The sequence below is a fragment of the Streptomyces sp. NPDC051563 genome, assembly GCF_044454225.1.
Lineage (GTDB): Bacteria > Actinomycetota > Actinomycetes > Streptomycetales > Streptomycetaceae > Streptomyces.
The window spans coordinates 24,579-37,830 of record NZ_JBITDL010000032.1 but is presented as its reverse complement, the minus strand read 5'-3'; the positions used below and the strand labels follow the sequence as shown (position 1 = coordinate 37,830).

Below are 13,252 nucleotides of genomic sequence, written 5' to 3'. Positions count from 1 at the left end.
CGTCCCCGAGAGTCTGCCATCCGTGGACCCCGGTCCCGCCTCCCCGTTCCGGCGCGCATCCGGTGCGCGGGGTTGACGGAGCCCTCATTAATTCAGATCCTAACCAAACTAATTGCTCGGCGGGCGAGTCCGGCCGCGAGAAGACGGTGAGGAGGCCGACGGCGTGAGCGCCCGGTACCACCTGAGGTTCCAGATCCATCCGTACGAGGGCACCGACGCCGTCGCGGCCACGGCGGCCGAACTCGCCAAGACCTGCACCGGCGCGGGCGTGACGGAAGTCGTGCTGCTCCTCGGGGCCGAGGAACACTTCACCGGACACCTCTCCGGCCCCGCCGAGGACCTCTGGTACGAGGCGGCCGCCCTCGCGCGGGAGGTCCTCCTCGGCGCCGGCCTGGAGGTGAGCCTCAACCCCTGGGTGACCACCGGCCACGCCGACCGGGGCCGGTGCGACGCCCACGGCTTCGCACCGATGGTCTCCCCGACCGGGCAGGTCTCCGCCGCCCAGGCCTCCTTCGCCTGCCCGCGCTGGCGCGCCTGGCTGACCGGGCACTACGGACGCTTCGCCGAACTGGGCTTCCGCGTGCTGTGGCTGGAGGACGACTTCCGCTTCCACAACCACGCCCCGCTGGACTGGGGCGGCGGCTTCGAACCCCTCATGCTGGACCGGCTGGCCGCCCTGGCCGGACGCCCGGTCCCGCGACCGGAGCTGGTCGCCGCACTCACCGCCCCCGGCCCCCCGCACCCGCTGCGCGCCCTGTGGCAGCAGGTCTGGCGGACCGCGCAGCAGGAGGTGGCCGAGCAGGTGGCCGCCGAGGTGCACCGGCGCTCGGCCGGCCGCTCGCGCACCGGGCTCATGAGCTCGGGCCTGGACGCCGCCTCCGTGGAAGGCCGCGACTGGGGCGCGCTGTTCGGGGCCCTGGCCCCCGGAGGCCGCGCCGTGCACCGCCCGCACTTCGCCCCGTACGCCGACGCCCCCGGACGCGAGCTCGCCCGGCAGCTGTGGATGCCGGAACTGCAGCGCTCCCTGCGCCCGGAATTCGTCGACAGCGAGCCGGAGATCGAGAACTGGCCGCACACCGCCTGGTCCAAATCCGATGTCCAGACCTGGTCGGAGATGGTCGCCGCCCAGCTCTCCGGCGCGGACGCCCTCCTCCTCAACCTGCACCCCCTGCACGGAGCGAGCCCCGGCCGCCACCCCCGGATCACCGGACTGCTGCGCCGCGCCCGGCCCGCGCTGGACCTCGTGCACCGGCAGCACCCGCGCGGGCAGCGCACCCTCGGCGTCGGCCTGCCCTTCGCCCAGGACGCCGCGGCCCACGTACGGGCGCACGGCGGGGACCTGACCGAGCTGGCCGTCGACCCGGGCCCGGCCGCCGAGTTCCTGCTGCGCTACGGGGTACCCGTGACGGCCGAACAAGCTCCGGTCCAGGCCCTGTTCGGCCCGTCGGCCTGGGCCTTCGACGATCAGGCGGTACGGGGCCTGCTGGCCGGCGGCCTGCTGCTCGACGGGACCGCCGCGGAGATCCTGCACCGGCGCGGCTTCGGACCCCTCATCGGACTGGCCGGGGCCGAACCGGTGCACCGCGAGGCCCCGGCCAGCCCCGGCGTCCCGGGCCCGTACGCAACCGAGCACCTGGGCACCGCAGCGGGCGAGGACCTCGCCGGCCTCCTCCTCAGCGTCAACACCCAACCCGCCCTGACCCGGCTCCGGGAGGCACCCGGGGCGCAGCGGTGGAGCGAGGTGCGCACCCCCGACGGCCGTGCCTGGGGGGCGGGCCGCACCGCCTTCACCAACACCCTCGGCGGCCGCGTCGCCGTCCTCGCCGCGACCGCACCGCACACGCTCCCGGCCGACGACCACGCGCAGCTGCTGCTGCACCGCACGGTCCGCTTCCTGGAGGGGGAGGCGCCCCGCCTGCCCCTGGTCAGCGGCGGCCCGTACCTGATCCCGCACCTCTCGCACGCCGACGGCGTCACCACCCTGACCGTGGCCAACGGCTGCCAGGACCACGCCCGTCCCGTGGTGGACCTGCCCGGCCTCCCGGACGCGGCCACGGTCAGGGCGACCGTCCTGGCCCCCCTCGCCGAGCCTCGCCCCGCGGACACCGGCCGGCAGGGCCGGACCCTGCGCCTCGATGCCGGGCTGCCTCACCGTGGCTGGGCCGTCCTGCGCTGGTAGACCCGCGGGCCGGGCCCTCCGCCGCCCGCCCCGACCGGGTTCCGGCGGGGACCCGCCCCCACCGCCCGGGACCGTCGGGCAGCCCGTGCGGCCGGCCCGGCGCCGGGACCCCGAACCGTCCGCAGCCACCCGTACGGCACCCGGCCTGCGGCCACTGCGCACCACCCGCACGGCACCACCCCGTACACCGCCCGCACCACCGTGAGGAACCACTCGCAAGGACCTCGTACCGGACCCACCACCAGGGAGCCCCATGAGACCGCTCCGCCCCACGTCCCTCCTCTGCGCCGCCCTCCTGGGCCTCGGCACCACGCTGGTGGCCGGTACCGCACCGGCCACCGCCACTGTCGCCGGGACCGTCACCATCGCCTCGCCCGCCCTCGCCGTCCAGGTCGACACCGCCTTCCCCCGGGTCGTCCAGTACACCGACCAGGCCACCGGCGCCGTCCTCTACGGCAACGAGGACCCCCTCACCCAGGTCAGCCTCAACGGCTCCGCGCAGACCCCGACCGTGACCAGCAGCCTCGCCGCCGACCACGTCGACTACACGATGGCCTTCGCCAACGGGGACACCGTCAAGGCCACCCTGTCCGTCAGCGGCAGCGCCCTCACCTTCGCGGTCACCTCGATCGCCGACGCCGCCGTACCCGTCACCTCGCTGTCGATCCCGCAGCACAACCTCGTCTCGGTGCGCAGCTCCCAGCCCGGAGCCGCCGTCGAGACCACCCGGATGAACACCAACACCACCGGCACCGGGGACACCTTCACACCGCTCACCTCCGGCACGACCGCCGACACCGGCCCGCAGGGCGCCCTGTACGCGATCCTCAACACCGGCTCCCTCGCCGCCTCGATCGCCACGAACTCGTACTACGACAGCCCCTCCGGCCAGAACGCGGCGGACAGCGGCCGGATCCAGAAGCAGACGGTGGCCAAGTCCGGCTACCGGCGCGCCGGTCTGTGGAGCGGCGACTGGCTGCACCGGGCCGCCGGCGCACCGGGCACCGAACCGCTGCCGTACGCCAAGGTGGTGGTGACCGGAGACCGCAACGCCGACTCCACCGTGGACTGGCAGGACGGAGCCATCGCCTTCCGCTCGATCATGACCAGCCCCCAGGGCTGGCAGGACACCGCACGCCGCGTGGTGCAGCGCATCCCGTACAACTTCGCCTCCCAGGCCACGCACCCCTTCCTCCAGACCCTGGACGAGACCAAGCGCGTGGCCCGCGCCACGGACGGGCTCGGCCAGTTCGTCCTGCTCAAGGGGTACGGCTCGGAGGGCCACGACTCGGCCCACCCCGACTACGGCCTGGTCGGCACCCGGCAGGGCGGCGCCGCCGACCTCAACACGCTCATCGCGGCGGGCGCCGGCTACAACGCCGACATCGGCGTGCACATCAACGACACCGAGGCCTACCCGGTCGCCCGCAGCTTCGACCCCTCACTTCTCAACAACGGCGGCGCCGACAAGGGCTGGGACTACCTCGACCAGTCGTACCACCTGAACTACCGGCTGGACGGAACCAGCGGCAAGCGCCTGGCCCGCCTCCAGGAGCTCAAGGCGGTCGCCCCGGACCTGAAGTTCCTCTACGTGGACACCTGGTACGGGGACGGCTACGCCTCCCAGGCCCTGGCCCGCGAGATCAACGGCCTCGGCTACCAGCTCACCACCGAGTTCCCCGACAAGTTCGAGGACCAGTCCCTCTGGTCGCACTGGGCCAACGACCTCAACTACGGCGGCAGCAACTACAAGGGAGTCAACTCCCAAGTGGCACGCTTCATCCGCAACCAGCAGCGCGACGACTGGATCGCCGGGGACCCGCTCCTCGGCGGCGGCACCCTGACCGCCTACGAGGGCTGGCAGGGCACCAAGGACTTCGCCGCTTTCCTCACCACCACCTTCACCACCAACCTGCCCACCAAGTACCTCCAGGGCTTCACCATCCGCAAGTGGGCCGCGAACCGCATCGACTTCGACGGCGGGGTCAGCGCCACCCTGACCGGTACCACCCGCACCATCAGCAAGGACGGCCACCCCGTCCTGACCGGCGACACCTACCTGCTCCCCTGGGACCAGGGCGGCGAGTCGAAGCTCTACCACTGGAGCGGCCCGGGCGGCACCTCCACCTGGAACGTGCCCGCCTCCTGGGCCCAGAACGGCACGGCCAAGCTGTACCGGCTCACCGACCAGGGACGGGTCCTGGTCTCGGACCTCCCCGTGACCGGCGGCAAGGTCACCCTCACCGCCGCCGCGAAGACCCCGTACGTCGTCTACCCGTCGGCCGCACCCGCACAGGCGGACGCCGGCTTCGGCGAGGGCAGCCCGGTCCGGGACCCCGGATTCACCTCCGGCGGCCTCTCGAAGTGGACGGTCACCGGCTCCGCCTCCGTCACGCGCAACGCGGTGGGCCAGTCCCAGCTGACCATCGGACAGGGCGCCACCTCCGTCGCGCAGCAGCTCACCGGCCTCACGCCCGGTACCTACGCGGCGAGCGCGTACGTCTCCACCGCCACCGGACGCAAGGCCACCCTGGCCGTGACCCCGGCCGGAGCCGCCGAGCAGAGCGCGTACGCCACCAGTTCCCCGTACCGCAACAACGTCGGGGCGGACGAGAAGAACGGCAGCACCATGCAGCGGATGCGGGTGCTGTTCGACGTCCCGGCGGGCCGGTCCACCGCCACCCTGGCCCTGCGCGCCGACGCCGCGACGGGAACGGCCGCCTTCGACGACGTGCGCGTGGTGCGCACGGACCGCAGTCCGCTGGGCGGACACACCTTCGCCGAGGACTTCGAGAACGTCGACTCCGGCTGGTACCCCTTCGTCGTCGGCCCGGCGGGCGGCGCCGCGGCCGACCCGCGCACGCACCTCGCCCAGCTCAACGCCCCCTACACGCAGGCCGGGTGGAACGGCAAGCTGATCGACGACGTGATCGGCGGAGTCAACTCCCTCAAATCCCACGAGGAACGGCCGGGACTGCTCTACCAGACCATCCCGCAGACCCTGCGCCTCGAACCGGGCCACCGGTACGAGGTGACCTTCCGGTACCAGCAGTCGGTGGCCGGGGACTACGCCTTCACCCTGGGCGCGGGCACGGCCCAGGTCTCCTCCGACACCCTGCCGCAGGCCCGGACCACGAACACCTTCACCAAGACCTTCACGGCCGGGGTGGACGCCTGGATCGGCATGCGCAAGCTCACGGCGGAGACCTCCGGAGCCGACCGGGACCTGGTCGTCGACGATCTCGCCGTCGACGACCTCGGGGCCACGGTCTCGTCCGACCTGGCCCTGAACAAGCCGACCACGGCCTCCTCGGTCCAGTCCGCCGACTACCCGGCCACGGCCGCCACCGACGGCAGCCCCACCAGCCGCTGGTCCTCGGCCTTCGCCGCCGACCCGCAGTGGATCCAGGTCGACCTCGGATCCGTCAGGAACGTGAACCGGGTGGTCCTGAACTGGGAGGTCGCCTACGGCAGGGCCTACACGGTCCAGCTGTCGGACGACGGTACCACCTGGAGGGACGCGTACTCCACCACCACGGGCGACGGGGGGACGGACGAACTGACCGGGCTGAACGGCAGCGGGCGTTACCTCCGGGTGACCGGCACCCAGCGGGCCACCGGCTACGGCTACTCGCTGTGGGCGGTCGAGGCGTACTCCTGACGGCGTCCGGTCCTCACGGCACGGAACCGGCCCCCACCCCCGTGAAAGGGGGTGGGGGCCGGCTCGGTGTGGCGTTCGGGCTCGGGATCAGAAGCGGCTGGAGACCGTGGCTCCCGCGAAGGGCTTGGCGGCGTGCAGGCTGAAGTAGACGTAGCCGGCCGGGGGGTTCTTGATGGTGAGGGTTTCGGTGTTGGCGGCCTTGACGGAGCGGGCCGTGTAGTTGCTGGTGGTGGCCCAGGAGTCGGGGCTGTAGTAGAGGTCGGCGTTGCCGGTGCCGCCCGAGACGGAGATCTGGAGCGAGGTCGTGCCCGCCGGGACGTCCACGTAGAAGTGGCGGTAGTCGCCCGCGGCGGCGGTCACGCCCGAGCGCAGGCAGTTCTCGCCCAGCACCCGGGTGTCGGCGGCGACGCACTCGGCCGGCGGCGGCAGGAGCCGGGCGGAGACGGTGGCTCCGGCGAAGGCCTTGGCGGCGTGGAGGCTGATGTAGACGTAGCCGGCCGGGGGCTTGTCGATGGTGAGGGTCTCGGCGTTGCCGGACTTGATCGAACGGGCGGTGTAGTTGGTGGTGGTGGCCCAGGAGGTGGGGCTGTAGTAGAGGTTGGCGTTGCCCGTGCCGCCCGAGACGGAGATCTTGAGCGAGGTCGTGCCCGCCGGGACGTTCAGGTAGAAGTAGCGGTAGTCGCCCACCGCGGCCGAGACGCCGGAGCGCAGGCAGCCGTCGCCCAGGACCCGGACGTCGGGGTCGGTGCACTCGGCGGGCCCGGAGGTGCCCACCGTGACGGCCTTGCTGGTGGTGGCGGTGGCGCCCTTGTTGTCCGTGACGGTGAGTGTCACGGTGTAGGTGCCGGCCGCGGCATAGGTCTTGGACGGGTTGGCGGCGGTGGAACCGGCGCCGCCGTCACCGAAGTTCCAGGAGCGCGAGGCGATCGTGCCGTCCGCGTCGGTGGAGGTGTCGGTGAAGCTGACCGCGAGGGCGTTGACCGCGCTGGTGAACCCGGCCACCGGGGCCTGGTTGGCCGGCGGGTTGGTGGTCCCGCCGCAGTCTCCGGCGGCGCACTTGGCCAGCCAGGCGGCGAAGTCCGCGTCGTAGCGGGTCCCGATGGTGGAGGTGAGGAGGGTGCGGGCGGCCGCCCAGTTGCCGGTGCGGTAGTGGCCGAGCAGCGTGGCCACGTCCTGCGGGTGCGACTGGAGCAGGTAGCGGACCGCCAGGTAGCCCCACTGGTAGACGCGGGTGGAGTCGGAGTTGTCGTAGGTGGTGTCGAACAGCGTGCTGAGCTTGTAGGTGTTCTTGCCGGCCTCGGTGACGGCGCGGTCGTAGGTGACGCCGCGGTAGGAGTAGGAGATGTACTCCGCGAAGCCCTCGACCCACATCACGGTCGGGGTGGTCATGCCGGCGTCGAAGTCGCCGAACATGTCGAAGCGGCCGTCGAGGTAGTGGGTGTACTCGTGGTTGAGGTTCCAGATCTGGAACTCCGGCCGGACCCACTCCGCCTCGTAGGCGATGAAGCGCGGCTGGTTCCCGGTGACCGACGGGTCGCCCTCCAGGTACATGCCGCCGTTGTCGGTGCTGATCCCGAAGATGACCCCGGCGTAGGTCTGGTAGTCGGCGCTGGAGTCGAAGGCCACCACCTCCAGGGTGGTGTTCTTGTCGTTCGCGACCGGGCCGCCGTCCTTGACCACGTTGTGGAAGAAGGCGTCCTGGTTGGCGAGGCTGGTGCAGCTCGCGGCGAGCTCCGCGGTGTTCATCTGCTGGGCGACGATGCGCAGGCTCGGGCTGCAGGTGTGATTGACCGTCAGGACGGCGGCACGCACCCGGGCCGACAGGTCACAGGTCCCGTAAGAGGAACAGTTGGCCGCGTCGTACTCGGAGGTCATCTCGGCGAGCGGCACCCAGAGGCCGGCGGTCCGGCCGGTGATGGAGGTCCGGTCCAGCAGCTGCTTGACGAGCGGCCGGACGGTCGCCTGGAGCGCGGAGTGCTGGAGGAAACGCCCCAGTTCCCGGGCGGCGTTGGCCGTCAGGTAGGTCTTGTCCGTGCCCAGCAGGTCGTCGTGGGCGACGGCGAAGTCGCGCAGCACGGTCAGGATGCTGGGGTCGGCCTGTACCGCGGGCAGGAACTCGGGGGTCTGGTGGCCGCGGAACAGCACGGTGTAGGCGTTGTTGACCGCCGCGACCATCGACCAGGAGCTGTCGTAGGCGGAGTTGTAGCCGGTCAGCAGGCGCTTGACCACGGAGAGGTAGCGCGCGTTCTCCTGGGCGCTGTCGATCAGGATGACGGCCTCGGACAGGGTCGCGCCGTTGGCCTCGGTCACGTCGGCGGCGCGCGGGGCGGCGAAGAAGCCGTCGAGGGCGCCTTGGATGGAGCTCTTCAGGGCCGGGCCGTAGGAGCCGACGGTGGACTCGTTGTACCACTGCACGTAGTAGCCGGCGCGCAGGAAGAGCACGAGCTGCCCGGTCTTGGTGCTGTTGTCTCCGGGGTAGCTCGCGGCGGAGGTGCGCAGGGCATCGGCCACCGAGACCATCTGCGCCTCGCGGAAGGCGGCCTTCGCGTCGTTGCCCTTGAGCAGGAACAGCGAGTTCACGCAGTCCATCTCGGAGGCCTTGATCTGCTGCACCAGTGCGGCGCCGGTCTTCGAGGTGAAGTCCGCGACGTTGCAGGCCGCGGCCAGTGCCTCGGCGGCGGCAGCGGCCCCGGGCGTCAACTTGGCCTTGGACGACCGCTGTTCGGTGCGCGCCGGTTCCTCGGCTGCCCGGAGCGGGACGCGCTCGGACAGGTTCGCGTCGGGGCGCGAGGCGTGCTCGGCCCGGAGGGCCGCGACCGCGGCGGCCTCGGTCGAGGGTTGCGGGGCGGCGCCCGTCTTGACGACCGGCGCGGGGGTGGCGGGCTTGGGTTCGCCGGCGAAGGCCTGGCCGGCGGGGGCGAGCAGCGTCAGGCCCAGACAGCAGGCCAGTGCGGCTATCAGGGGCCGGGTGCGGCCCTTCGTGGTGGGGGTACTTCGCATGAGGGGTGGGCCTCCGAGCCGGTCTGCGGCCGCGCTGGCGACGCGGCGAATGTGAGTGCGGACCGTGACGTCGACGGGAGTTGGTCGGGAGGTCAACTCTGTCGTGTACACGGCTATGCAGTGTGCGATGTAACATGGCACACATCACATGGCCCCTGGAAGTCCTCTTGGGGAACTTTTAGGCATCCGGCCGACCGGCAGGGCTCGGCCGGGCATAGTCCTCGCCCGGTTCATCCGGTCTCGTCCCAGTACTCCCGCGGCGCCGCGGTGCCGCAACGGGGACTCCCCGCCGCGCAGGCGCCGTTGGGGCCTCCGCCGGAAACGCCGCGGGACCGGCGCACGGCCGGTCCCGGTCAATCGCTCTCTGCTCTGCGCTGCTCACCGGACGGAGCCCGGCTCCTCGTGCGAGCCCGGTTCCTCGTGGGACTCCGGCCCCGCGGGGGAGTGCTCCGCCGCATGCCCGGTGGGCGCCCGGGTCAGGCCTCCTGGCCCGTCGAGGCGAGGACGATCTCGCGGATGGTCACGTTCGGCGGCTGCCGGTAGGCGTAGGCGATGGCCTCGGCCACGGCGCGGGGATCCAGGGCTCCGCCGGCGGACTTCTTCCAAGCCTCGTAGTCGCTCTTGATCCGCTCGTCGCTCGTGTGGGAGAGCAGCTCGGTCTCCACGGCCCCCGGGGCGATGGTCACCACGCGCACACCGGAGGAAGCCACTTCCTCGCGGAGGTTCTCGGACATCGCGTGCACCGCGAACTTCGTGCCCACGTACGCCACGTGGTTCGGGAAGGTCTTGCGCCCGGCCACCGAGCTGACGTTGACGATGGTGCCCCGGCCCCGGGTGATCATGCCGGGCAGGACGGCCCGGGTGGCATAGAGCAAACCCTTGACGTTCAGATCGATCATCCGCTCCCACTCCTCCACCGGCTGGTCCGCGATCCGGCCGAGCAGCATGGCGCCGGCGTTGTTCACCAGGCCGTCCACGGGGCCGAACCGCTCCTCGCCGTCGCGGACCGCCGCCTCGACCGCCGCGCGGTCGGTGATGTCGACCTTCCGGCACAGGGTGTCCGGCAGTCCGAGCTCCTCCAGCAGCTCCAGGCGGCGCGCCAGCAGCAGCAGGGGGTGGCCCTCGGAGGAGAGCAGGCGCGCGGCGGCGGCGCCGATGCCGGAACTGGCACCGGTGATGGCGACCAGGGGCTTCGTCATGGGAACTTCATCCTTTCCTGATGACTACACGTGAATCATGCCGTTTTGCGAGTATCAGGAGACATCCCCGGGCCCTCCCCACGCGCAAGCCCGCGCGCCGGGCCGCACCGCGTCGCGCGCGCCAGGCCACCGCAGGGTGCGGACGCCGGCCGCCGTAGGGTGGGACCCCGGCCACCGCAGGGTGCGGTCTCCGGCCACCGCATCGTGCGGACGCCTGCCTCCGCATGCGGAGGGCGCCGACCACCGCATGCGGCGTACTCCGGCCGCCGCCATACTGAGCAGCGTGAGGCGTACTCGTACGGTCTTGCTCTGCATCGCCGGTCTGATGGGCGCGGCCCTCCCGGCGGGGACGGCCGCGGGCCTGGAGCCGGCCGCCGCGGCCCCGGGGGCGTGCGTGAAATCCCCCGGCCCCGCCCGGGGCGACGCCGGGAAGGTCCTCGCCATCGCGCAGCAGGCCCAGAAGGAGTTCGGCCTGAACTCCGTGGTCCTGCGGGTCTCCTCCGGCGACGGCGAGGTGCTCACCACGGCCCTGGGGGAGTCGATGACGGGTGTCCCGGCCGAGCCGTCCATGCGGTTCCGCACGGGGTCCGTGGCCATCGTCTACATGGGCGCCGTACTGCTCCAGCTCGTCGACGAGGGCAAGGCCTCCCTCGACGACCCGGTGTCCCGCTGGCTGCCGGACGTGCCGCACGGCTCGGAGATCACCCTGCGCATGCTGGGCAGTTCGACGTCCGGCCTGCACGACTACGTCACCGACCCCGCGTTCCTAGCCGAGCTGGAAGCCAAGCCCTTCCGCGCGTGGACGGCGGCCGAGGTCATCGGCATCGCCACGGACAAGCCGCTGCTCTACGAGCCGGGCACCAACTGGAGCTACTCGCATGCCAACTTCAACCTGCTCGGCGAGGCCCTGGAGAAGATCGGCGGCCTCCCGCTGGACCGGCTGCTGCAGGAGCGCGTGTACCAACCGCTCGGTCTGACCGGCACCAGCAACCAGTTCACCCCGCAGATCCCGGAACCGGCGCTGCACGCCTTCACCTCGGAGCGCGGCACCTACGAGGAGTCCACCTTCTGGAACCCCTCCTGGACCACGACGCCCGGTGCGGTCCTCGTCCAGAACATCTGCGACCTCGACCGGTCCGCGCGCGCCATCGGAACCGGGGAGCTGCTGTCCGCGAAGTCCTTCAAGACCCAGCTCGACCCGGGCACCATCGGCCTCGGCCACCCGACGGCCTCCTGCCCCGACACCGTCTGCCTGCTGACCAACACGGCGGCCCACCACTTCGGCCTCGGCGTGATCGTCGTCGACGACTGGATCCTGACGAACCCGTCCTTCTCCGGCTACGCGGCCATCCAGGCCTACCTGCCGACGGAGAAGCTCGCCCTGTCCGTCACCGTGACCCAGGGGCCCAAGAGCCCCGCCGGCAACTCGGCCCAGACCATCGCGGAACGCATCTCCGCGGCCCTCGCCCCCGGACACGAGCTGAAGATGCGCTGAGCCACCGGGGCTTGGGCGGCGCCCGTTGCGGGATCGCTACGATGCCGCCATGATCCTCTCCGCGCCAGAGCCGCTCATACGCGTCCTGTACGACGGGTCCCGTCCGGACCTGCGCGACGCCTCCCGTCCCCGGCCGGTCCGCCTCTACGTCTGGGAGCCGATGCCCCGTGCGGAGCAGGACGCCCCCGCCCCGCTCGTCTTCGTCTCGCACGGCACCGGCGGCTCGGGCAGCGAGATGCGGTGGCTGGCGGATCCCCTGCACGCCGCGGGATTCCGGGTGGTGGCCCTCGACCACCACGGCAACAACTTCGTGGACGGCTACGAGCCCGAGGGCTTCCTCCACGTCTGGGAGCGCCCCCGGGACATCACCTTCGCCCTCGACGCGCTCGCCGGGGAAGGGCCCCTCGGCCCCGTCGGCGTGGCGGGCTTCTCCGTCGGCGGCTACACGGCCGCGGCGCTCGCCGGGGCCCGCATCGACCCGCGGATCCTGCGGGCCGTGCTGACGGGCGAGCTGCCGCTGCCGGAGATCCCCGAGTTCCCCGGCGTGCTGGAGGCCCTGCGGGCGAAGTACCCGCAGGAGGAGGCCGCGCGGCGCACCCTGGAGGGAGCCGGGGGAGACCTGTCGGATCCCCGGGTCCGGGCCGTCTTCCAGGTGGCCCCGGGAGTGGGCTCCCTGGTGACCCGGGAGAGCCTGGAGGCCGTACGGGTACCGGTCGCCATCCGCTGGGCCGGAGCCGACACGATCACCCCGTACGAAGCCGACACGCGTCCCTACCTCGAGCACATCCCCACCGCGAGCGGCCGTTCGATCGGTGCGGCCGTCGTGCACGAGGACTTCTTCGCCCCGGAGCCCGCGGACCCGACCGCAAAGGTCCGGGCCGGCGAGGAGGCCGCCGCCTTCTTCCTGGAGCAGCTGGTCTGACCCGGTCCGGTACCGCCCGCGGGCAGCACCGGGGGCACGGGCCACCGGGCCGCAGTCCGCAGGCTCGCAGGGTGCCGGATCACAGGCTCGCGAACAGGCCGTCGAGCGGCTCCGGCACCTGACCGGGGCCGAGGGCCTCGACGAGGACCCGGCCGTAGCGGATCTTGCGCCCCTTCTTCGTACCGAGGAAGCGCCGCACCTGCTGCTCCGGCGTGCGGCCCCGCTGCGCGGGCTGGCGCAGGAAGGTCCGCAGGGCCCGGTGGTCCCCCTCCTCCCGGACGAGCTCCTCCACCCGGGGCACGCCCAGCGCGCGGATGAGCTCGTCCTCCAGATCCGCCGCGCAGACGAAGAACCCCTGCGGCCGCGCACCGGCCCGCTCCCAGCCGCGCACGTAGAACTCGCGCTCCCCCTCGTCGCACAGGCCCGTGAGCCGCAGGCCCAGCCCCCGCGGCCCGAGGAACCCGGCGAACCGTGCGATGCTCATCGCGCCGCCCATCGGCAGGACGCAGACGCCCTCGGCCGCCAGGTTCCTGCCCCGCATCGTGGCCAGGGCATCGACCGCTTCGGCGTCGCTCGCCCCTTCGAGGAGCACGACGGTCCGTACGGGCAGCCGCACGGCCAGCTCGCGCGCCACGGCCGCCGCTTCCCCCGCGACCCCCACGTCACCGAGCCCACCGGCGTCACCGGCCGCCCACGCGGTCACCGCATCCCCGAACGCCGCCATGTCTCCCATGGGGGGAGTCTGGTCCCCTTCCCGGCTGTGCGGTACACATTTTCGGCCGGGGACGCCGCCCGC

At 72.4% G+C, this 13,252-nt stretch carries 7 protein-coding genes; 4 read left to right on the top strand and 3 right to left on the bottom strand.

From position 1 onward, the window contains the following. Positions 1-163 precede the first annotated feature (163 nt). Together ACIA8F_RS31140 and ACIA8F_RS31135 are read left to right on the top strand one after the other, a co-directional pair. Positions 164-2,179, top strand: coding sequence for a hypothetical protein (locus ACIA8F_RS31140; RefSeq protein WP_399383782.1), 2,016 nt, complete (start codon positions 164-166; stop codon positions 2,177-2,179). A gap of 253 nt (positions 2,180-2,432) precedes the next feature. Then, positions 2,433-5,840 (top strand): endo-alpha-N-acetylgalactosaminidase family protein, encoded by a 3,408-nt coding sequence (locus tag ACIA8F_RS31135; protein WP_399383780.1) that lies wholly within the window; start codon positions 2,433-2,435, stop codon positions 5,838-5,840. A gap of 87 nt (positions 5,841-5,927) precedes the next feature. On the opposite strand, the gene ACIA8F_RS31130 is transcribed toward ACIA8F_RS31135, so the two are convergent. Beyond that, entirely contained in the window at positions 5,928-8,840 is a 2,913-nt protein-coding gene (locus tag ACIA8F_RS31130) for a collagenase (RefSeq protein WP_399383778.1), read from the bottom strand. 476 nt (positions 8,841-9,316) lie between these two features. Next, complete coding sequence (locus tag ACIA8F_RS31125) at positions 9,317-10,039, bottom strand: SDR family oxidoreductase (RefSeq protein WP_399383776.1); 723 nt, start codon at positions 10,037-10,039, stop codon at positions 9,317-9,319. A gap of 283 nt (positions 10,040-10,322) precedes the next feature. Between ACIA8F_RS31125 and ACIA8F_RS31120 the strand changes: the two genes are divergently transcribed. Both ACIA8F_RS31120 and ACIA8F_RS31115 read left to right on the top strand, forming a co-directional pair. Further along, positions 10,323-11,534, top strand: coding sequence for a serine hydrolase domain-containing protein (locus ACIA8F_RS31120; RefSeq protein WP_399383775.1), 1,212 nt, complete (start codon positions 10,323-10,325; stop codon positions 11,532-11,534). Positions 11,535-11,583: 49 nt separating this feature from the next. Next, a complete protein-coding gene (locus tag ACIA8F_RS31115) occupies positions 11,584-12,456 on the top strand; it encodes an alpha/beta hydrolase family protein (protein WP_399383774.1) in 873 nt (290 codons plus the stop codon). A gap of 79 nt (positions 12,457-12,535) precedes the next feature. Here ACIA8F_RS31115 and ACIA8F_RS31110 read toward each other — a convergent pair whose 3' ends face one another. After that, positions 12,536-13,189 (bottom strand): TOPRIM nucleotidyl transferase/hydrolase domain-containing protein, encoded by a 654-nt coding sequence (locus tag ACIA8F_RS31110; protein WP_399383772.1) that lies wholly within the window; start codon positions 13,187-13,189, stop codon positions 12,536-12,538. Positions 13,190-13,252 lie beyond the last annotated feature (63 nt).

Coding starts and splice junctions, on each gene's coding strand:
- ACIA8F_RS31135 (WP_399383780.1), top strand. CDS start 2,433: ATGAGACCGCTCCGCCCCACGTCCCTCCTCTGCGCCGCCCTCCTGGGC.
- ACIA8F_RS31130 (WP_399383778.1), bottom strand. CDS start 8,840: ATGCGAAGTACCCCCACCACGAAGGGCCGCACCCGGCCCCTGATAGCC.
- ACIA8F_RS31125 (WP_399383776.1), bottom strand. CDS start 10,039: ATGACGAAGCCCCTGGTCGCCATCACCGGTGCCAGTTCCGGCATCGGC.
- ACIA8F_RS31115 (WP_399383774.1), top strand. CDS start 11,584: ATGATCCTCTCCGCGCCAGAGCCGCTCATACGCGTCCTGTACGACGGG.
- ACIA8F_RS31110 (WP_399383772.1), bottom strand. CDS start 13,189: ATGGGAGACATGGCGGCGTTCGGGGATGCGGTGACCGCGTGGGCGGCC.